Below are 21,015 nucleotides of genomic sequence, written 5' to 3' on the forward strand. Positions count from 1 at the left end.
TCGTTTACAAAAACGAAAATTATATGACATTTCATTGGCTTATTTTTTTGTCATGTACAGAGGGTTATTTATTAAAAGCGGGGCAAAAAATAATCATCTTTAAAGTAGGGCTACGAAATTTAATGCCGCACAGGTATTAAGTTTGTAGCCCTTATGAGAGGCGTGTAATTGGCGAGCCAAAATTTAGTCTGTGCCATAAATAAAGACTTTTGGCACAGATTAGTGTTGTTATAAATCAATAAAATTTAACGACTACGCGATGCTTGCGATTTAGAACGTTGCGGCCTTTTTGAATCACCGTAATTATGGCCTGCACTTTTAGAGTTACGTTCATTAGGTTTGTTACTGTGTCGAAAATCTTTTTTACCTGTGGTTTTAGCGGGTGCGTTTTTCTTAGGAGAATCCATCACTTTTAGTGATACCGTTTCATAACCAGTATCTGCTACACGCGGTATTGTACGCTTTAAGAGCTTTTCAATATCCGCCAACTGATGCGCTTCTTCAGGGCATACCAACGACAAAGCTTCGCCTTTAGCGCCTGCACGGCCAGTACGGCCAATGCGGTGAATGTAATCTTCTGGCACTTGTGGTAAATCATAATTAATGACATGCGGCAAATCATCAATGTCTAAACCACGCGCGGCGACATCGGTTGCTACCATGACAGTGGCTTTGCCAGTTTTAAAAAATTCCAGTGCTTTGTTGCGTGCGCCCTGGCTTTTGTCGCCGTGCATTGCTGTACTGCGAATGCCGTCCTGAATAAGTTGTTTTTCTAAGCGATCTGCGCCGTGCTTGGTGCGTACAAAAACCAATACTTGCTGCCAGTTATTACTACCAATTAAATACGATAATAACGCCCGTTTGTCTTCTTTCTTAATACCGTAAACGCGCTCACTGATGTTGTCCGCCGTGGCATTTTGTTTGGCGACTTCTACTGAAACAGGGTTGTTGAGGACAGTTGCAGCCAGTGTTTTAATGTCATTAGGCACGGTGGCCGAGAACAGTAAACTTTGTCGCTGTTTAGGTAATAAATTCATAATCTGGCGTATTGCCGGTAAAAATCCCATGTCCAGCATACGATCCGCTTCATCTAGGATCAGTATTTCTACTTGGCCAAGATTGACGTTTTTTTGCATAATATGATCGATTAATCGACCTGGAGTCGCAACAATAATATCGCAGCCTTTACGTAAATTACGGGTTTGCATCATAATGCTAGCACCGCCGACAATGACTTCGGCACGCAATGCTAAATGTTTGCCGTAAATGTTTACGTTGTCGTGTACTTGTGCTGCTAACTCACGGGTCGGCGTTAAAATAATAGCGCGTACGGGGGGGGCTTTATGCAGTGTTTTTGTAGTTTCTGTTAGACGCTGTAACATGGGAAGGGTAAAGCTGGCGGTTTTTCCCGTACCCGTTTGTGCGCCTGCCAGTACATCTTTACCTTGCAATATCAGCGGAATAGTTTGTTGTTGTATAGGGGTAGGCGTGGTGTAGCCTTGTTCGGCGACGGCTTTTAAAATCTCTGGAATTAATCCAAGTTGTGCAAAAGACATGTATGAAAATCTCTGTGGGTTAAAAGGGGTGAGAATAGTAATGCGTAATAATGCAGACTGTGCTGTAAAGCTGCGATAGGCATTTGATGTATAAAATTCGGAAATAATATTGAATTAAGTAATACTCTGTTCGGTAGGGTGGTTGTTCAGCTCCCTCTTTTAAGGTGTTTTTTCAAGTAAAGAGGAGGGGGTTGTTTAGTAACGTGTTGATAGTTGAGTGAGGCGGTTAAGGAGGCGTTAACCGTAATCCAGCATAATGGTTTTGAGAAAATGTTGGGTTATTTTATTACTAACCCAGCCTACACCGATATATCACAACTTATCCTGATTAAAAATACTGTAAATAGGAGTTTATAGCTTTCTTAGCACTGCTTATTATTGTGTGCTAGGCTTTAGCTGCAAAAATTAGGCTAAAGCCCTGTCACACAGGTGAAAAATATTTTGATTAACTGCTCATTTAAACAGCGCTTCGTTAAGTTAACTATTTTTTTGGTAACTTTCCATCTGATTAAAGTTGAGATAGCGATAAGTATCATCTGCCGTCGCGCTAATCTGGTTAGCATACTGCATATATTCATCAAATGTCGGAATTTTACCTAAAATTGAACACACCGCCGCCAATTCTGCTGACGATAAGAATACATTAGCACCATTACCCAAGCGATTAGGGAAGTTACGTGTTGAGGTAGACACCACCGTAGCGCCTTCTTTCACCCGTGCCTGATTGCCCATGCACAGCGAGCAGCCCGGCATTTCCATACGCGCACCGGCCTTGCCAAACGCCCCGTAATAACCTTCTTCGGTTAGCTGGTTTTGATCCATTTTGGTGGGTGGTGCAATCCAAAGACGGGTGGGTAATTCGCCAGTCATTTTGTCCAGCAATTTCCCAGCGGCACGGAAATGGCCAATATTGGTCATGCACGAACCTAAAAAAACTTCATCTATGTGTGTACCTGCCACTGCCGACAGCGGTTTGATATCATCAGGGTCATTTGGACACGCAAGCAGTGGCTCTTTAATGTCATCCATATTAATCTCGATAACTTCAAAATACTCGGCATCGGCATCGGCTTCCAGCAGTACAGGCGTAGCCAACCAGTCTTCCATGTGTTTGATGCGGCGCTCAATGGTGCGCACATCGCCGTAGCCTTGCGTTATCATCCATTTTAATAAAGTGACATTGGAGCTGAGATACTCACGGATCGGTGCTTCATTTAAACGAATGGTACAACCGCCAGCAGAACGCTCAGCCGAGGCATCGGACAGTTCAAACGCTTGCTCAACTTTTAAATCAGGTAAACCTTCAATTTCTAAAATTCGGCCAGAAAACACGTTCTTCTTGCCTTTTTTGTCCAGCGTCAACAAGCCGCGTTTTAAGGCTTCGTAAGGAATGGCATTGACCATATCGCGCAAGGTAATGCCTGGCTGCATTGTGCCTTTAAAGCGCACCAATACGGATTCCGGCATATCCAGCGGCATAACGCCGGTAGCCGCCGCAAACGCCACCAAACCGGAACCGGCTGGAAACGAAATGCCGAGCGGAAAACGGGTATGTGAATCACCGCCCGTACCCACGGTATCGGGCAACAACATGCGGTTGAGCCACGAATGAATAATACCGTCGCCAGGGCGCAGCGACACGCCACCGCGATTCATGATGAAGTCCGGCAAACTGTGCTGCATGGCGACATCTATTGGCTTGGGGTAAGCAGCGGTATGGCAGAACGATTGCAATACTAAATCAGCAGAAAAACCCAGACAGGCCAGGTCTTTCAATTCGTCGCGGGTCATCGGGCCGGTGGTATCTTGTGAACCAACGGTGGTCATATACGGTTCGCAGTAGATATTGGGTCGTACACCGGTTACACCGCAAGCTTTACCGACTATTTTCTGCGCCAGCGTAAAGCCTTTGCTGCTGGCCGCCACATCGCCCGCACGCTTGAAAACCGTCGAGGCACTCAAGCCTAGCAGCTTGCGGGCACGGTCTGTTAACGCACGACCGATAATTAACGGAATACGGCCACCGGCGCGGACTTCATCTAATAATATGTCGGTTTTAAGTTCAAATGCGCAGACTTCTTCACCGCTGTCATGGCGTTTTACCACGCCTGCATAAGGATAAATGTCGATCACATCGCCCATCGCCATCGCACTTACGTCGCACTCAAATGGCAATGCGCCAGAATCTTCCATCGTATTAAAAAAGATTGGGGCAATCTTGCCGCCAATACACACGCCGCCTTCGCGCTTGTTGGGGATATAGGGAATGTCATTACCCATAAACCACAGCACCGAATTAGTAGCTGATTTGCGAGACGAACCCGTGCCGACCACATCGCCGACATAAGCAATCGGAAAGCCTTTTTGCTTGAGTTCGTTGATTTGCTGCTCGGCATTAGTAATGCCTTCGCGGGGCATTTTCAGCATGGCTTTGGCGTGTAGTGGAATATCAGGCCGCGACCAGGCATCCGGTGCGGGAGATAAATCATCGGTATTGGTTTCGCCAGTGACTTTAAACACGGTGACGGTCAATCGTTCCGGCATGACCGGCTTATTGGTAAACCATTCGGCATCCGCCCAGGATTGGATGACTTGCTTGGCATAAGCGTTGCCCGCTTCGGCTTTTTCCTGTACATCGTGGAAAGCATCGAAAATCAGCAAAGTGTGCGAGAGTGCTTTAGCGGCAATCGTGGCCATTGCAGGGTTATCCAATAGCTCGATGAGTGGCGCTACGTTGTAACCACCGAGCATGGTGCCCAGTAATTCGGTGGCGTATTCTGCGTTTAAAATAGGCGAACTGACTTCACCTTTGGCAACCGCTGCTAAAAATCCAGCTTTAACATAAGCGGCTTCATCAACACCGGCGGGAATGCGGTTAGTCAATAAATCCAGGATAAAATTTTCTTCACCAGTAGGTGGCTGTTTGATGAGTTCGACTAATGCGGCGGTCTGTTCTGCATCAAGGGGTTTAGGTACAATGCCTTCGGCGGCGCGTTCGGCTACGTGGTTGCGGTATTGTTCTAGCATCAATAAGAATCCTCAAATAAAAAAATCATACAGTGATTACAAGGAAATAAAGTTCTTTGTGAATATCTCATATTGAGATATGATTGTTTCATCTATCTTTAGCTGAGATAGAAATACAACAATAAATATAAAAATCGGCATTTTTGAATAGTAGAATACAAGTGGCTACAGCGCATCTCAATAGGAAATAAATATGAATCCTACCTATACAAATTATTTTTCACAACCCTCAAGGATGCTAAATGGCGCATATTATTTCCTATTCGCTTATCAATTCTTTCAGCAAAATACACCCTGATGCAAAATCGTCACTTGATACCTGGTATCAATTAGTTAGAAAAAATAATTTTACTAACTTTCTTGAAGTCAAAGCACTTTTTCCGAGTGCCGATGTGGTTAAAAGTAAGAATAGTGATTCGCTAACGGTATTTAATATTCAAGGGAATAATGTACGCCTAATCGCAGCCATTCATTATAACCGGAACAAAATATATATCCGTGACATCCTAACCCATAACGAGTATGACAAAGGAAAATGGAAGTCATAATGGCAACTAGAGGTAGTTTATGAACAACACCCTGCAATCAATGCAAAACAACTGGCAACCTATAGCTCCATTGGTTTCAGTGCCTTACACCGAGGCGGAATATCAAGCGCGTCTTGCTTTACTAAACGATTTAATCGATGAAGTGGGCGAAAACGAACAACACCCACTGGCTTCATTGCTGGATATAGTGGGCATGGTTGTTTCAGACTACGAACAAACCCACTATCCAATACCTATATCCACACCGCAAAACATATTGGCGTATTTAATGGCCGAACACCAGCTAAAACAAAGCGATTTGCCAGAAATAGGTAGCCAGGGCGTTGTCTCAGAAATTTTACGTGGCAAGCGCCAATTAAATACACGGCAAATTCAGATACTGTCAAAACGCTTTAGTGTTTCTGTAGATGTGTTTTTTTAAGCAATTGGTTCACCCACACTCAGTTCCGAGTGGAGTGAACCAGCTTTTAATTGCTCAGGCTAAAAGTGAGTTACTATCAATTACCCATCGCCGCCACAATAGCATCACCCATTTCTTTAGTGCCGCAGGTAGACTGTGGATTTAAATCCGGCGTAACAAACTTGCCTTCCCGCACCACTTTTTCTATAGCCGTTTGCACCCGTTTAGCCGCATCAAATTCGCCCAAATGGTTTAACATCATCACGCCTGCCATTACCACAGCGGCAGGATTAGCCAGATTTTTGCCGGTAATATCTGGCGCACTGCCATGTACCGCTTCAAATAAGGCGGCATCATCACCAATATTAGCGCCTGGAATCAAACCTAATCCACCCACCAAACCGGCTGTTAAATCCGATAAAATATCGCCGAACATATTGGTGGTCACCACCACATCAAATTGTTGCGGGTTCATCACCATGTGCATACAGGCGGCATCGACTATCTTTTCATCAAACTGGATATCAAGGTAACGCGCTGCAACCTCACGCGCAACATCCAGAAACAAACCCTGGGTAAATTTTAAGATATTGGCCTTATGGCAGACGGTAACTTTCTTGCGATTATTGTCGCGGGCGTATTTAAACGCATACTCGATAACACGCAGTGAACCGGTGCGAGTGACGACCGCCAAACTTTCGGCAATGTCTTTTTTAGGGGTTAAATAATGTTCCAGGCCGGAATACAGGCCTTCGGTGTTTTCGCGGACGATGACAATATCGACATTATCATAACGGGTTTTAACACCGTCCCAATTGTTGGCGGGGCGCACATTGGCGTATAACTCGTATTTTTGCCGTAACGCGACGTTAATGCTTCTAAAACCGGTGCCCACCACGGTGGTTAATGGGCCTTTAAAAGCAATGCGGGTTTTATCGATGGATGCCATTGTCGCATCGGGTAGCGGCGTACCGAATTGCTCAAAAGCACTCAAACCCGCAAAAGCTTCTTCCCAGTAGATTTTTGCGCCAGACGCATTAATCACTTTTACCGCCTCATCCATAATGGAGGGGCCTATACCATCACCTTTAATTAACGTAACCGCGTGCATTCATATCTCCGTAGACTAAAAAACAGATGCAAGGTAATGGGTTTTACCTGTCATCTTCACGTAAATTATAGTGCTTTAGTGCTACGATTAGCTATACAGCGTGTTAAATAGTCGTGCTAGGGGGGGCAAAAAGCAGGAACGGGTAAAACCGCGTTCCTGTGAGATGGAATTAAAAACTACGTAGCATTTGATAAACAAAAAGATTGCGCTTTATTTGGTTTTGCAAATACCCGAACAATCAGCGCCGCCGTTATTAGGGTTGCAGGTATCGTTTGGATCGTCGACACAGACTTGATTAGTTGGGCAGGCTAAACCTGCAATACCGCCACACATAACAGGTGGTGGCGTGGTTTTAGTGCAGCTTGGTGTGGCACTGACATTAATAAAAGTGCCTGTTTTTGGATGGATAGCGCGCAAGTTACCAATAAATTTATTAAACGATTTAGAGGTTGAACTAAATCCAGCTTCTGCACACGCAGACAAGCCGCCTTCAATAAAAATCGGTCCACCTTTTTTAGGTGCTTTGACGATAAACACATCAACAACACCAGATGCCAGCGCATCGCCACTCAAACGACGAACTTTTCCGATAGCGTTGCCATCAACACCACGCCCATCGGAACCAATATTGATATTTATAGCGTTTACAGGATTGTTTTTTGCAAACGCATGCGAACTAATCGCTAAAATTGCAGCTATGAAAATAGCATAAAACCATTTAAACATTGTTACTCTCCTCTCAAAAAATCAAAAACAAAAAAGAGCAGCTCCAAACTACACAACTGATAACACGTCAGCACAGTCGCTAAAGATAGCACATACAAAGTCAAGCAGTTCGCTTTGTATGTTGGAGCTACTTAAACTAATTGTAGTGGTAACGCCGGTGTAAGTGTATGGGTGAATAGTTATAAAATCTGTGAACTATTCACCTTTTTTATCGGTAATATTACCTTTACATAGCAAGTATATTTTTGTAGCGTAGCGATCAAACAGGCTATCACTTACCAATAGCGCTGAAGTTTAACGGTGGATTGATTGCATTTGTAAGTACCAATGATACGATACGCATGTCAGCTTTAAAAAATGTTGTAATGATGCATCACACAAAAGCTAAACAGGGTTTTATTATGAAAGCTTATGACGCTGTACGACATCAATTATTTGAAATGCTGGAAGAGCTTGACGAGCGGTTGAGTAAAATCACTGAAGATGTTCAGGACGTTGATATTTCATTAGGTAAAGATTTAGCGCAACAAGCCGAAAGTGGTGAACTGGCAGAGCGTTTAAACGACTCTGTTCAGGTAAAACGAGCAATGATTACACAGGCGCTTGCCCGCATAGATAACGGGGAATACGGCATTTGTGAACTGTGTGGCGATAAAATCGATTATGAACGCCTAAGCGTCATTCCACATGCCAGTATGTGTATTAAATGCGCTACTCAGCCGGCGGGTTGCTAAAGCCATTTATTAGCTTAATTGATAGTATGTTACCATTAGCGTTCTGGCGTTTATAATCACTCTGTATGACTTCATCCACTAAACCTACACAACTAATTGATCGTTTTGGCAGGGCTGTTACCTATTTAAGAATTTCCATTACCGATCGTTGTGATTTTCGTTGTGTGTATTGCATGGCCGAAGACATGACATTTTTGCCGCGTCAGCAGATATTATCACTGGAAGAAATCTATACGCTGGCAAAAGCGTTTACTGAATTGGGGGTGACTAAAATTCGGATAACCGGTGGTGAGCCGCTGATTAGAAAAGGTGCGCTAACGCTATTGCAGCAGCTAGGCAGTATGAGCGGTTTGCATGAGCTGGTATTGACTACCAATGGATCGCAGCTTGAAACTATGGCGGTGGCATTACGTCAAGCAGGGGTAAAGCGTCTTAACATCAGCTTAGACACGCTGGATGCTGACAAATTTAAAGCCATTACCCGCACTGGCGATTTACATCAGGTGCTGCGTGGTATTACAGCTGCACAAGCGGCGGGTTTTGAACGTATTAAACTCAACGCGGTTATTTTAAAAAACAGGAATCATCAAGAAGTCGTCGAGTTGGTTCAGTTTGCAGTTGATCTGGGTATCGACATTAGTTTTATAGAAGAAATGCCTTTGGGTGTGGTTGATCAGCACAATCGCTCTGAAGCGTATTATTCCAGCGATATGATTCAGGCAGATTTGGCTGAAAAATTTTCTTTACTGGCCAGTACAGAAAAAACCGGTGGCCCCTCGCAGTATTTTAAAGTCGCAGGTACACAATCCCGTGTCGGCTTTATTTCGCCACACAGTAACAATTTTTGCAGTACTTGTAATCGTGTACGGCTTACTGTGGAAGGTCGATTATTACTGTGTTTGGGCAACGAGCATTCTGTTGATTTAAAAAACTTATTACGTGCCAAGCCTAATGACACAGTGGCTTTAAAACAGGCTATTGTGGATGCTATGCGGATTAAGCCCGAAAAACACGAATTTAACATTCATGAACAGCCGGTTATATTGCGTTACATGAATATGACCGGTGGATGATATATGTTAGACAATAATGCGCTGCGTTATTAACGTTTACGACTGACAACGTAGCCACCGGATAACGTTTACTGAGTATTTTAGGCGGCGTGATTGTAATGCTTTACTGATTTTGCATCTCGTGGCTATACTGTGTATCTTATGCTAAAAAAGTCTGCTGTATTTACAGCGCCCCGTTCGCAAGAATCTTCTGGACTGCTGTTGGCATGTTATCAAGATAAAGTAGCTAAACAGCATATTCACGCTAATGCCGCGCAACTTAATACTTTGCAGTTTTTGCAAAATTTACTGAATAATTTACTGCTTAATATTGCTTACGAACACGCATCTACTTTAGAAAAATTATGGTTTAAACGGCCAGAAGCGTGCAAAAGTTTGTATATTTTTGGTGGTGTTGGACGCGGCAAATCTATGCTGATGGATTTGTTTTATCAGGCTTGCCCAATCTTACAAAAACGCCGCGTGCATTTTAGTGCTTTTATGATGGAAGTGCATGCGTTTACCCATCAGTGTCGTCAGCAACATATTTCCGATGCGTTACCACGCTTGGCAAAACAAATTAGAAATTCCGTACGGGTATTGTGTTTTGATGAGTTTCACATCACTGATATTGCCGATGCGATGATTTTAGGCCGATTATTTACGGCGTTGTTCGAGTTAGGGGTGATTGTGATTATTACTTCAAATCGTCATCCAAACGATTTATACCAAGGCGGTTTGCAAAAAGAACAATTTTTATTTTTCATTAAAGTTTTAGAAAATGCAGCGGATATTGTCGAGCTTAGCGCTTTGGAGGATTTTCGCTTACAGCAAGCAAGCACACATAAAATCCACTATTGTTTTCCGTTAGATGCTTATGCTAATGCCTTTATTCAACACCATTTTGACAGTTTGACGTTGTGTGCGCCCAGACAATCGGTAGTATTGGAGATATGGGCACACCACATTACTTTGGAAGCCGTGCATAAAGGTATTGCACTCAGTTCTTTTGATGAGTTGTGTGTGCAATCTTTGGGTTCGGCGGATTATATAAAAATAGCCAGTTTGTTTCACACCGTGATTATTGCCAATATTCCTAAATTAACCGTTGCCATGCGTAATGAAGCCAAGCGTTTTGTGAGTTTGGTCGATGCGCTTTATGAACACAAGGTGACCTTGATTTGCAGCTCAGCCGTACCCATTATTGAAATTTATACCGAAGGTGATGGTTCGTTTGAATTTGAGCGCACGGTGTCACGATTGATTGAGATGCAATCGGCGCGTTATTTACAAACAGCACTGTCAAGTCGTCAATTATAAAGGCGACATTTTTTACTATCAAAAGGCGTGCTTATGTTGGCTTACTGCTAACACCTAAGCCAAACTACACTTCATCTGTTATCAATCGAGAATAAAACGCTATATATAAAATTAAAGGGCAAGGTATTTTTTATTTTATTACTGGTGATTATATATTTTTCAAATGATTAAAGAAAAATCGGTTATTTGAAAAGCTATTTAATTTGTTGTCAGTATTGTTATCTAAAAATAAAAAACCATGAGAAATTTATGTATTCCTTTAATGCAACACCCTGTTTTAATTTTTTTCGGTTCATTCGTGCTGCGGCATACTATTTGACTTTATTTTTTATTAGTCAGCTTAGCTTAGCCGCTAATTTGGTGCAAATTGAAAATGCTAAGCCAGGTTTTGCGGAGTGGGATGATTTTTATGCGCCGAGCAATGTACATGATATGGAAGGTTACGCAAATAAAGAGTCTGTTAACCCAGGTGACAGTATTGCCTTTTATGTTAACGCTAACCCACGTATTGATGCCAACTTTAAATTAGCCGTGTATCGCTTAGGCTGGTATGGCGGCGCAGGTGCCAGACGGGTTGTTACACCGGTTGTAATCATCAGTAAATCCCAAAATATACCTGCATCCGACAAGGTGACCGGTATGGTTCAGGCTAATTGGGTTAAATCTTATGAGCTGATAGTGCCGAAAACCTGGTTAAGCGGTATTTATGTGGTTACTGTCATTGGTAATACATCTAAAAAAGGACAATATATTCCTTTTGTTGTCAGAGAGATTAACCGTAATTCAGATTACTTGTTTCAAGTCGCTACTCTGACGTGGCAAGCTTATAATGCCTGGGGGGGGAAATCTTTGTATAGCTATAATTCTAACGCTGTACCGGTTGCATCCGATACTGATCTTACCGATGATGCGCATATTCCTGCGCGGAAAGTATCTTTTAACCGGCCCTATGATGACTGGCAAGGCTTAGGGTTATTGACTGCTTGGGAGATAAAGATGTTGTTTTTTTTAGAGCGCGAAGGCTATGATGTGACTTATCAAACTGACACCGATTCTCATATTGGCAATGGCGGCTTACTGAATCATAAGGCTTTATTGTCAGTAGGGCATGACGAATATTGGACGAAGTCTATGCGCAATAATTTTCAAACGGCTCAAAATCACGGTATCGGTTTAGGATTTTTTGGTGCCAATACGGCTTTTTGGCAGGTTAGATTAGAGTCTGCCAGCGCCCCTTTGGTGACCCAAAAATACCGTACGCTTGTTGGTTATAAAGAGTATGCTGAAACAGAAGACCCTTTGGCAACCAATGTTAGTACCATAGATGATAATTTGGTCACCTCGCTGTGGCGAGATGAGCGGTGGGCAAACAGTCCTGAAAATGAGCTGGTGGGTATTATGTACAGTTTTTGGCCAGTTAATGGCAATGTTATCACCACTAAAACCGACCCCAAGCTTGCTAATGGCAAGCCATCACATTGGATTTATACCGGCACTGGGCTTGGCGTTGGTGCTGTTTTTAAAGGTTTGTTAGGTTATGAGGCAGACAGGGTATTTAATAACGGCAAAACGCCGGCTAATTTGCAGATTGTTGCTAGCTCGTCGGTACCAACCAATGCGGTTGAGTACCCTGAATTTGCCTCCAGTAGTGTAAGTCAGCCAAAAGCACACATGACGGTTTACACTAAACCTTGCACACTGACACCGTGCAACAACCCCGTTTCAACTGTTTTTGCAAGCGGCACTATGCAGTGGGTTTGGGGTTTAGACAGCTATTTAAGAACTGTCAATCTTGAAAATCGCTTGGTAAAAAAAATTACCCGCAATGTGCTGGCGCGACTGATCAGTGCGCCGTTACCCAAGTAAAACACGGATGATACAGGTTGTACTGATTGATACGGATAAAATACAGCGTTTTCACAGTTCAATAGTGACAGCGTAACCGTTCGCACTGAGCTTTTGTCGAAGTGTGCCGTTCATGCTTCGACAAGCTCAGCACGAACGGTGGCTGTAACTGTCCTAAGTTAAAAACGCTGTATATAAAATTCGTATCATCGGTTATGTGCTGTCATCTGTGTTTTATCTATTGCCGTATTAGCATTTACTGCGTTGTTATCAACAGCGTTATAACAGGGTAATCTGTGTTGACGTGGCGTTAGTCGGTTTTTTAGGGCCTTGGCCTTGGCCGTCGCAGGCTGTTAAAGTGGCAATAGTAAATAGGATTAACAGCAATGGACTAACGATTTTCATAGTTTTCTCTTTGGGTATAAGTAACAACATATCTATCCAAAAAAGTTTGAACAGACAGCGTGGCCTTTTATTGGCTTGTAGCCATTGTGGCATGATTATCTGTCGTTGTCTTGAACTGTGCCAATAAAACAGTGCATTAGTCTTATTCTAAAAAGCATCAGCTTTAACGTAGAGTTGGTGTAAAATCACTTTGGCGGCTTTTGAGTGAGGGTGGCAATGTTGATAATGCTACTTTTTTGGATTAAAAGTCTGCTTTCATGTCAGTGTTACAGAAATAATCGCAATAACTTTACATACACACATAAGGATTAACCATGAGTATATTTAGTTCCATTCTTTCAAAATTGGGTATTGGTAGTGCGGAGGCTGCGGAAGCGCCTGGTGCAGTTGATCCTGCTGTTGCGGCTATTACTGCGACTGCTATTAGTGAAGTTGATGTCGTTTCTAAATTGGAAGGATTGGCATCTTCTCATGCGGAAAAACTGAATTGGCGCGTGTCGATTGTTGATTTATTAAAGTTGCTAGGAATAGACAGTAGCTTGGCTGCTCGTAAAGAACTTGCCACAGAATTGGCTTGTCCTGCTTCAACAATGGGTGATTCAGCGCAAATGAATATGTGGTTGCATAAGGCTGTCTTGCAAAAATTGGCGCAAAATGGCGGCAATATTCCGGCTGATTTGTTGGATTAATATGCTATAGACCTGGCAGGTTTTTAAAATCTGCCAGGTCTTTTGGTTGGTGTTAGTGCGCGATATAACGCTCAAAGACAGCACTAAAATCGTAGTGTTGTATTGTTTGTCGGCGTGTATTGTAATGGCTTTCCACTTGTTGTACGGTTTGGCAGATGATATCGGGTAGGCTTAACACTACCTGCTCCGGCAATTCGCGTAGCACAAACATTTTACAGATGGCTTCGTGACTTTGTTGCAAGGTTGCCATGTATTTTTGGATGTCTTTGCACTTTTCAGAAATGGTAAACAGGGTTTTGTAGAGATCTCGGATTTGCTCCATCTGCTTTTTGTCGATGTCGATAGAAATTTCTTGTTCGCCGTATTTAAACTTAAGTTCCGCATCCAGATCAATCGTGCCCGCCGTTTCAATGCGCACATGGCTAATGGGGTAATGCTTATAAAGATAGCGGTTTAAGGTTTTTTTCTTACTGGCGGCAATGTTGCCGTCCAAATGGATAAAAGCAATATTGGTAAAACAGTATTCATCAGACTTGGATTTGATGACCACAAAGATTTTCTCGTTGTCTTCCTGAAAAACATATTCATCAATATCGGTCTTATCAAAATCTTTGGCTTCAATGATTTTGCCAATATCACTCAAACCAAATACGTCAGCAGCTATATTCTTAAACATGTTTTTTATCTCCGGTGAGCTATAAGCCTAAGTTTAGCTGCTGCAATCAACTTAACAAGTGTTTTATAGCGCTCCGTTCTTCTTTTAATTCCGTTTCTGTTAGCTGCATTTTTTGGCGGCTGAAATCGTTAATATCCAGTCCTTGTACAATGCTCACTTTGCCATTGCTTATAGTCACAGGATAAGAATACATCAAACCTGGCTCGATTCCATAACTGCCATCTGAATAAATTCCCATACTGACCCATTCGCCTTCAGACGTTCCTACTACCCAGCTACGCATGTGATCGACTGCTGCATTAGCCGCAGAAGCTGCGCTGGATAGTCCACGCGCTTTAATAACCGTAGCACCCCGTTGTTGTACGGTAGGGATAAACGTATTTTCAAACCAATTATGATCGACTAACGATAACGCACCCTGATCTTTGACTTTAGCATGCTGAATATCAGGGTATTGCGTACCGGAATGGTTGCCCCAAATAATGACATTTTTAACCTCGGTGACTAATACATCACATTTTTCTGCCAGTTGGCTTAAGGCACGATTGTGATCCAGCCGCGTCATACAACTGAAATTTTCCGGCTTTAAATCCGGTGCATTGCTCAGGGCAATTAAGGCATTAGTATTAGCGGGATTACCAACGACCAGCACTTTTACAGTGCGGTTGGCGACTTCATTTAACGCTTTGCCTTGTACCGAAAAAATCGCCGCGTTGACTTGCAACAAATCTTTGCGTTCCATGTCAGCGCTTCTGGGTCGTGCGCCAACTAAAAACGCATAATCGACATCTTTAAACGCGATTTTAGGGTCATCAGTAATGATAACTCCGTGCAAGATAGGGCTGGCGCAATCTTGTAATTCCATCACCACGCCTTGTAAAGCGGGCAGGGCAGGGCTAATCTCAAGCAAATGCAAAATTATAGGTTGATCCTTGCCCAAAAAGTCGCCCGCTGCCAAGCGAAACAACAACGAATAACTGATTTGTCCTGCTGCGCCGGTAACCGCTATATGAATAGGTTGTTTCATTTGCTTGCCTTATAGGTATGATTTTTGTTTTTAGCGGCCTTAGAGTGACGATACGAAATATGGTGTCGCTGTACAGCTTAGGCTTTTTAAGTGTTCGTTACCCAATCATAACGAAAACGCACAGGTAGGTGCAAATCTATCTGAGCTTGTGCGGTATTTGCGGCTATCTCGGTTATAATTGCTTTACTTTAATGGATTACATGCGAATTATATACCCCGACCCCACATGAAAAAACTGCTCTTCCAATTTGATACCGATAACCATCCTTCTTCTTTTGATAGCGTCGTTGCTTATGATGGCGGCGCAGATCATGTCATTGGCTACGGCGGCTTAACGCCTGATAATATTGCCGCGTTAGTAGAAGGCACAATTTTTACCCGCGCACCTAAAGATAAAAAGAATACCGCCATTTTTGTCGGTGGCAGCGATATGGTGGTGGGGCAGTTGCTGTTAAAAGCCGTGCAGAGGCAGTTTTTTTCTGGCTTTCAGGTGTCGGTCATGTTGGACAGTAATGGTTGTAATACCACAGCGGCGGCGGCAGTGGCCAAATTGGCGACCAGTGGCTCATTAGTAGGTAAAAAAGCGGTGGTGTTGGCGGGAACAGGGCCTGTTGGTCAACGTGCGGCGGTTATGTTAGCTAAAGAAGGCGCACAGGTTACAATAACAGGACGCAGTTTGGCGCGTGCCGAACACGCTTGTCAGGCGATGTCTGAACGTTTTGGTGTGGCTTTGCATGCTATTGAAGCGGTCGATAATGCCGCCAGGGCTGTGGCGATTGACGGCGTACATATTGTCTTGGCCACGGGTGCTGCGGGCATATCTTTGTTATCTCCTGAGCAATGGCAAAACCACCCGACTTTGGAATTAATCGCTGATGCCAACACCACGCCACCACTGGGTATTGGCGGTGTGGATATGATGGACAAAGGTGTTGAACGGCACGGTAAAATTGTTTGGGGTGCGTTGGGGTTTGGTGCGCTAAAGCTGGCTGTGCATCGTGCCTGTATTGCCAAGTTATTTGAGGACAATAAACAGGTGTTGGATGCTGAGGCTATTTTTGCTTTGGCTAAGGAGATGGCTTAAGCTTACAAATCTCATTACATTAATCTGGGTATGCCACCATGAAATTTATAATTACGATTGATAGGGACGAGGATGGTGTATGGATAACGGAATATCCGTCTATTCCTGGCTGCTTAATGCTTGATTTTCGTCAATAATGATAAATACAGCGATAGGCTCACTCAGACGGCATGCACTTGTCTGCTTTAAAATAGGCGTAGAAGCGGCTGAGCCTTATCTGGCAGTAAAACGTCATATGCTGACGGATGGCAATCGATTCGGATTGATATTGGCGGATGGCAGTCAGCGATATGGCACTTGGCCAAAAGTGCATGTGATTGCTTTTGGCAAAGCGGCCTGTGCAATGGTTAAAGCTGCCAGGGAGGTTATCCCTGTCCATTTGTTGGCTTGCTGTATCGCGGTCACCAATGATGATAATGTCATCGCTTTGGATGGGATTGAGTTATTAGCCGCGTCCCACCCGTTACCGGATGAGCGTGGTTTTAAGGCGGCACAAATCTGTGCAGAAATCGCCGAAGCCGCACAAAAAGATGAATTGGTGCTGGTATTAATCAGCGGTGGCGGTTCGGCCTTATTGCCTTATCCGGTTAAGACGGTGTCTTTGCAAGACAAGATTGCCGCCACGGATTTATTATTGGCCAGCGGTGCAAGTATCAACCAAATGAATTGCGTGCGTAAGCATTTGTCGCAGCTGAAAGGTGGCGGTTTGGCCAAGCTGGCGTATCCTGCGGATGTGCATGCGTTGATCTTGTCGGATGTATTGGGCGATGATATTAGTGCCATAGCCAGCGGCCCAACAGTGCCAGATGAAACCACCTATGCGGATGCGCTTTCGATACTCGAATCTAAAAATTTAGCGGATAAAATTCCCGCCAACGTAAAGCGGCATTTGGAACACGGACGTGACGGCCAAATTGCCGAAACACCCAAATCGGGTGACGAGGTATTTGCTCACGCATCGCACACGCTGATAGGCAGCAATGCCCTCAGTGTTCATGCCGTGATGCAAGCTACTCAAGCGAATGGCTATTTTATGTTGTTGTACAGTGATCATCTACGCGGCGAAGCACGGGATGAAGCCGAAAAACTGGTGCTGTTTGCCAAAAAAACCATTTGCTCTATGGGTGAGCCGCTGGCCATTATAGCGGGTGGCGAAACCACTGTAACATTAAAAGGTAATGGCAAAGGTGGGCGCAATCAGGAAATGGCGCTGGCTTTTGCCATCAGCGCACAGCACCACAATTTACCCGGTAACTGGGTATTTTTAAGCGGTGGCACCGATGGCCGCGACGGTCCCACAGAGGCTGCCGGTGGCATGGTGGATTCAGGTACAATACAACGCATGATCGCCGCAGGCATCAATCCAGGTGAGTTGCTCGACAATAACGATTCCTACGTGACGTTAAAAACTTCACACGACTTACTGATGACCGGCGCCACTGGCACCAACGTGGCCGATTTACAGATACTGCTAATCCTACCGTAACCCCTACTAATTGCATGCTTTTCAGGAGATAAAATGTTTAACAAAATGATGACAATTGCCGGTTTCGATGATGAATTATTCGAAGCGATGGAAGAAGAGCGCCAACGTCAGGAAGATCATATCGAACTGATTGCCTCGGAAAACTACGCCAGCCCCCGCGTGTTAGAGGCGCAAGGTTCGCAGCTGACCAATAAATACGCCGAAGGTTACCCCGGCAAGCGCTATTACGGTGGCTGCGAATTTGTCGATAAAGCCGAACAACTGGCTATTGACCGTGCCAAAGCCCTGTTTGGTGCGGATTATGCCAACGTACAGCCGCATTCGGGTTCACAGGCTAATATGGCGGTGTTTATGGCCTTGGTGCAGCCGGGCGATACCATTTTAGGCTTGAGCCTGGCCAGTGGCGGGCATCTGACCCACGGCGCGAAACCGAATTTTTCCGGTAAAATCTACAATGCAGTGCAATACGGTTTAAATCCAGAGACCGGCGAAATCGACTATGAACAGGTTGAAGCCTTGGCCTTGGAACACAAGCCTAAAGTGATTGTGGCGGGTTTTTCTGCCTACTCACGGGTGTGGGATTGGCAACGTTTTAGAGACATCGCCGATAAGGTCGGTGCGTATTTGTTTGTTGATATGGCACATGTGGCGGGCTTGATTGCGGCGGGTGTGTATCCGAATCCGGTGGCGATTGCCGATGTTGTAACCACAACCACGCATAAATCGTTGCGCGGGCCGCGTGGCGGTTTGATTCTGTGTAAAAGCAATCCTGAGTTGGAAAAGAAGTTTGATTCCAATATTTTTCCTGGCATACAGGGCGGGCCGTTGATGCATGTGATTGCAGCCAAGGCGGTGGCCTTGAAAGAAGCCATGCAGCCTGAGTTTAAGGTGTATCAAACGCAAGTGATTAAAAATGCCCAGGCGATGGCGGCGGTGTTTATGGCGCGGGGCTTTGATGTGGTGTCGGGTGGCACGGATAATCATTTGATGCTGGTGTCGTTGATTCATAAGGGTATTACTGGAAAGGCGGCGGATGCGGCGTTGAGTAAGGCGCATATCACGGTCAATAAAAACGCGGTGCCGAATGATCCGCAATCGCCGTTTGTAACCAGCGGTATCCGCGTGGGTACGCCTGCGGTGACCACACGCGGCTTTATGGAAACGGATGTGATTGAGGTGGCGGGCTGGATGTGTGATGTGATGGAAAATATGGAAGATGATGCATTGATTGCAGCGGTGCGCGAGAAAGTGAGTGCGCTGTGTAAGCGATTTCCGGTGTATGGTTAAATCGGCCAGTAATTTTTCAAGTTCAATTAATATGATATTGGGATGGGGGGCAATGGATTGTGGCAACTTGAAGTAAATCACTACGAATGAAAAAACCAACATTTAAGCAAAAAATACATTATCTTAGACGTTTAAAGAGGATTTTAAAAAGACACCGTAAAAAAAGTATCGGAAGATATACCAAAAAATCAATTTCAAATTTACCGGTGCTAAGTGCCCCCCATACGCTTAGCATTAGTAAAAATAGTAGTAGGAATCAACTGTTAAAATTAATTAATGATATTGGCCGTCACGTTATTGTCTTAGAAAAAGACATTTGCATTAGTCTTAAAAATATCGAACAATTGAAGCCGAGTGCTACATTGTTGTTTATTGCGGAAATAGATCGCTTCATCAAGTTAAAAAAGCCTGATGTAAAAATAAAATGTGAATTTCCAATTAATAGAAAAGTCAAACAAGTTTTCAAAAAACTTGGATTTTTTAAAATGTTAGGAAAACAATGTAATGTGGCTACTTCCCATGCCAATAATATTCAATACTGGCAGTTCGCTTCGGGTTTACAAGCAGAAGGTGAAAAAACCGAGGCTATTTTGGATAAGTATGATGGGAAAATTACAGAAGCACTTAACAGTAAGTTGTACGTTGGATTAACAGAGGCCATGCTTAATTCGCATCAACATGCGCACTTGATGCCAAGAAAAGATAATTTAGATAACAATATAACTGTAAAAAATTGGTGGATGTTATCTCAAGAAAAAGATGGCGTTTTATATGTTGCTTTTTGTGATTTAGGTGTTGGAATTCCTGAAACAATCCCAATAAAACACCCTATTCTATGGAAAAGAATTTTACTGCAAAAACCAAGTGATAGTTTAATTGTTAAAGAAGCAACCGCATTAAAAAAGACAAGTACAAATAAGCAAGGGCGAGGTCATGGATTAAATCAAATGATTAACTCCATTACTAATGAATTAAATGGAAGAATAAAAATTTATAGTAATAGAGGTGTTTACACTTCTTCTGGAAAGAATTCTATGGAAGATTTTAAAGGTTCAATTCATGGAACAATAATTGAGTGGACTATTCCTATTCAGAGGCAAGAAGGAAAAAATTATGAGCAAATCAGTAATTACCATAGCTAAAGACTTCAGTCGTTATCCAGCTGGTAGATATTTATCAGATGGGCCTTGCAGTGGTACAAAGTTTAGAGAGGAGTTTTTAATCGATACATTAAATCGAAATCAACACGCAGATATTATATTTGATGGAGCAAGAGGTTACGGTTCATCATTTTTAGAAGAAGCATTCGGTGGTCTTGTAAGATTGGGGTTTAGTAAATCAAAAATTCTTGAGGCATTTACATTTATATCAAACAACGATCCAACTATTCCAGATGAAATCATAGATTATATCGATGAAGCAGAAGAAGAGAAGTAAATGGTATCTGAAAAATGCCAATTTATTACTTATGCGCTGGTAATCGCTGGATGGTTTTTTGTTGATTGGCGTAACAACAAAAGGGAATTGAGAAAAGAAAAACGATCGTTAATTGATAGAACTCATGTTGATATCAATTCAATTGAAAGTAAAGCTGTTGAGTATCATCAAGGCGCACATAATAATGAGCAACTTAGTAAGGAAATAAAAATATTACTTGATCGTCTTATTAAAGTTATTACTCGTGAAAAATTGATTTCAAATAATAACTTTAGAAAATATTCTGATTTTAAGAGGGCTATAACACTTAATAACTTTGATTCGTCAAGCTATATTTGCCAGCCAGATAATAGCGAATTACTGGATAAAATATACTCAACAAAAGACAATCTTGTTCATGAAATAGAAATGAAATTTAGTAATGATTTCAGGTAATGTGTAAATTTTTTGGGATAAAATTTGTGGGATCAAAGAAGCAAAGGAGAAACATGATTACCATCTTTAAAACCGAACAATTAGTTGTTAGTGATTAATTATCGATCTGTCAGATTTTAAAAATCTGACAGATCGGAGTATGTGTAATTACTGTTATTAATTTAAATTAA

Annotated in this window: 20 protein-coding genes; 13 read left to right on the forward strand and 7 right to left on the reverse strand. The window is 43.1% G+C overall.

The features are described from left to right. Window positions 1-245 precede the first annotated feature (245 nt). Both CRENPOLYSF2_RS07970 and acnB read right to left on the reverse strand, forming a co-directional pair. Window positions 246-1,556, reverse strand: coding sequence for a DEAD/DEAH box helicase (locus CRENPOLYSF2_RS07970; protein ID WP_087143427.1), 1,311 nt, complete (start codon window positions 1,554-1,556; stop codon window positions 246-248). Window positions 1,557-2,033: 477 nt separating this feature from the next. Beyond that, complete coding sequence (gene acnB, locus CRENPOLYSF2_RS07975) at window positions 2,034-4,583, reverse strand: bifunctional aconitate hydratase 2/2-methylisocitrate dehydratase (RefSeq protein WP_087143428.1); 2,550 nt, start codon at window positions 4,581-4,583, stop codon at window positions 2,034-2,036. A 242-nt stretch (window positions 4,584-4,825) separates the two neighbouring features. Here acnB and CRENPOLYSF2_RS07980 point away from each other — a divergent pair, with 242 nt between their 5' ends. Further along, complete coding sequence (locus tag CRENPOLYSF2_RS07980) at window positions 4,826-5,131, forward strand: type II toxin-antitoxin system HigB family toxin (RefSeq protein ID WP_087143429.1); 306 nt, start codon at window positions 4,826-4,828, stop codon at window positions 5,129-5,131. Between the two features lie 19 nt (window positions 5,132-5,150). Beyond that, a complete protein-coding gene (locus CRENPOLYSF2_RS07985; RefSeq protein ID WP_087143430.1) occupies window positions 5,151-5,552 on the forward strand; it encodes a helix-turn-helix domain-containing protein in 402 nt (133 codons plus the stop codon). 76 nt (window positions 5,553-5,628) lie between these two features. On the opposite strand, the gene CRENPOLYSF2_RS07990 is transcribed toward CRENPOLYSF2_RS07985, so the two are convergent. Together CRENPOLYSF2_RS07990 and CRENPOLYSF2_RS07995 are read right to left on the reverse strand one after the other, a co-directional pair. Further along, complete coding sequence (locus CRENPOLYSF2_RS07990) at window positions 5,629-6,642, reverse strand: isocitrate/isopropylmalate dehydrogenase family protein (RefSeq protein WP_087143431.1); 1,014 nt, start codon at window positions 6,640-6,642, stop codon at window positions 5,629-5,631. A 210-nt stretch (window positions 6,643-6,852) separates the two neighbouring features. Continuing rightward, entirely contained in the window at window positions 6,853-7,368 is a 516-nt protein-coding gene (locus CRENPOLYSF2_RS07995; protein WP_087143432.1) for a hypothetical protein, read from the reverse strand. 401 nt (window positions 7,369-7,769) lie between these two features. On the opposite strand from CRENPOLYSF2_RS07995, the gene CRENPOLYSF2_RS08000 reads away from it, so the two are divergent. The 4 genes from CRENPOLYSF2_RS08000 to CRENPOLYSF2_RS08015 all read left to right on the forward strand — a co-directional run bounded on the left by CRENPOLYSF2_RS08000 (window position 7,770) and on the right by CRENPOLYSF2_RS08015 (window position 12,340). After that, on the forward strand, window positions 7,770-8,102 hold the full coding sequence (locus CRENPOLYSF2_RS08000; RefSeq protein WP_087143476.1) for a TraR/DksA family transcriptional regulator: 333 nt from the start codon (window positions 7,770-7,772) through the stop codon (window positions 8,100-8,102). A gap of 65 nt (window positions 8,103-8,167) precedes the next feature. Continuing rightward, on the forward strand, window positions 8,168-9,175 hold the full coding sequence (moaA, locus tag CRENPOLYSF2_RS08005; protein ID WP_087143433.1) for a GTP 3',8-cyclase MoaA: 1,008 nt from the start codon (window positions 8,168-8,170) through the stop codon (window positions 9,173-9,175). 141 nt (window positions 9,176-9,316) lie between these two features. Beyond that, a complete protein-coding gene (gene zapE / locus CRENPOLYSF2_RS08010) occupies window positions 9,317-10,474 on the forward strand; it encodes a cell division protein ZapE (protein WP_087143434.1) in 1,158 nt (385 codons plus the stop codon). Between the two features lie 249 nt (window positions 10,475-10,723). After that, on the forward strand, window positions 10,724-12,340 hold the full coding sequence (locus tag CRENPOLYSF2_RS08015) for a N,N-dimethylformamidase beta subunit family domain-containing protein (RefSeq protein ID WP_087143435.1): 1,617 nt from the start codon (window positions 10,724-10,726) through the stop codon (window positions 12,338-12,340). Window positions 12,341-12,598: 258 nt separating this feature from the next. On the opposite strand, the gene CRENPOLYSF2_RS19355 is transcribed toward CRENPOLYSF2_RS08015, so the two are convergent. Next, window positions 12,599-12,724, reverse strand: coding sequence for a hypothetical protein (locus tag CRENPOLYSF2_RS19355; RefSeq protein ID WP_272867700.1), 126 nt, complete (start codon window positions 12,722-12,724; stop codon window positions 12,599-12,601). A 314-nt stretch (window positions 12,725-13,038) separates the two neighbouring features. On the opposite strand from CRENPOLYSF2_RS19355, the gene CRENPOLYSF2_RS08025 reads away from it, so the two are divergent. Continuing rightward, window positions 13,039-13,413, forward strand: a complete 375-nt coding sequence (locus CRENPOLYSF2_RS08025; protein WP_087143437.1) for a DUF3597 domain-containing protein — start codon at window positions 13,039-13,041, stop codon at window positions 13,411-13,413. 52 nt (window positions 13,414-13,465) lie between these two features. On the opposite strand, the gene CRENPOLYSF2_RS08030 is transcribed toward CRENPOLYSF2_RS08025, so the two are convergent. Beyond that, window positions 13,466-14,089 (reverse strand): PH domain-containing protein, encoded by a 624-nt coding sequence (locus CRENPOLYSF2_RS08030; protein ID WP_087143438.1) that lies wholly within the window; start codon window positions 14,087-14,089, stop codon window positions 13,466-13,468. Window positions 14,090-14,135: 46 nt separating this feature from the next. Beyond that, complete coding sequence (locus CRENPOLYSF2_RS08035; protein ID WP_087143439.1) at window positions 14,136-15,116, reverse strand: malate dehydrogenase; 981 nt, start codon at window positions 15,114-15,116, stop codon at window positions 14,136-14,138. Between the two features lie 226 nt (window positions 15,117-15,342). Here CRENPOLYSF2_RS08035 and CRENPOLYSF2_RS08040 point away from each other — a divergent pair, with 226 nt between their 5' ends. The 6 genes from CRENPOLYSF2_RS08040 to CRENPOLYSF2_RS08070 all read left to right on the forward strand — a co-directional run bounded on the left by CRENPOLYSF2_RS08040 (window position 15,343) and on the right by CRENPOLYSF2_RS08070 (window position 20,845). Then, window positions 15,343-16,200 carry an NADP-dependent methylenetetrahydromethanopterin/methylenetetrahydrofolate dehydrogenase gene (locus CRENPOLYSF2_RS08040; protein WP_087143440.1) on the forward strand — a complete coding sequence of 286 codons (858 nt, stop codon included), beginning with the start codon at window positions 15,343-15,345 and terminating at the stop codon, window positions 16,198-16,200. Between the two features lie 136 nt (window positions 16,201-16,336). Further along, complete coding sequence (locus tag CRENPOLYSF2_RS08050) at window positions 16,337-17,686, forward strand: glycerate kinase type-2 family protein (RefSeq protein WP_087143441.1); 1,350 nt, start codon at window positions 16,337-16,339, stop codon at window positions 17,684-17,686. Between the two features lie 33 nt (window positions 17,687-17,719). Further along, window positions 17,720-18,973 carry a serine hydroxymethyltransferase gene (glyA, locus tag CRENPOLYSF2_RS08055; protein WP_087143442.1) on the forward strand — a complete coding sequence of 418 codons (1,254 nt, stop codon included), beginning with the start codon at window positions 17,720-17,722 and terminating at the stop codon, window positions 18,971-18,973. 86 nt (window positions 18,974-19,059) lie between these two features. Beyond that, entirely contained in the window at window positions 19,060-20,115 is a 1,056-nt protein-coding gene (locus CRENPOLYSF2_RS08060; protein ID WP_087143443.1) for a hypothetical protein, read from the forward strand. Beyond that, window positions 20,087-20,410, forward strand: a complete 324-nt coding sequence (locus CRENPOLYSF2_RS08065) for an STAS-like domain-containing protein (RefSeq protein WP_087143444.1) — start codon at window positions 20,087-20,089, stop codon at window positions 20,408-20,410. The genes CRENPOLYSF2_RS08060 and CRENPOLYSF2_RS08065 overlap by 29 nt, the downstream gene beginning before the upstream one ends. Then, window positions 20,411-20,845, forward strand: a complete 435-nt coding sequence (locus CRENPOLYSF2_RS08070; protein ID WP_087143445.1) for a hypothetical protein — start codon at window positions 20,411-20,413, stop codon at window positions 20,843-20,845. It abuts the gene before it with no gap. Window positions 20,846-21,015 lie beyond the last annotated feature (170 nt).

Origin of the sequence: Crenothrix polyspora (assembly GCF_900163755.1) — a bacterium.
Taxonomy (GTDB): domain Bacteria; phylum Pseudomonadota; class Gammaproteobacteria; order Methylococcales; family Methylomonadaceae; genus Crenothrix; species Crenothrix polyspora.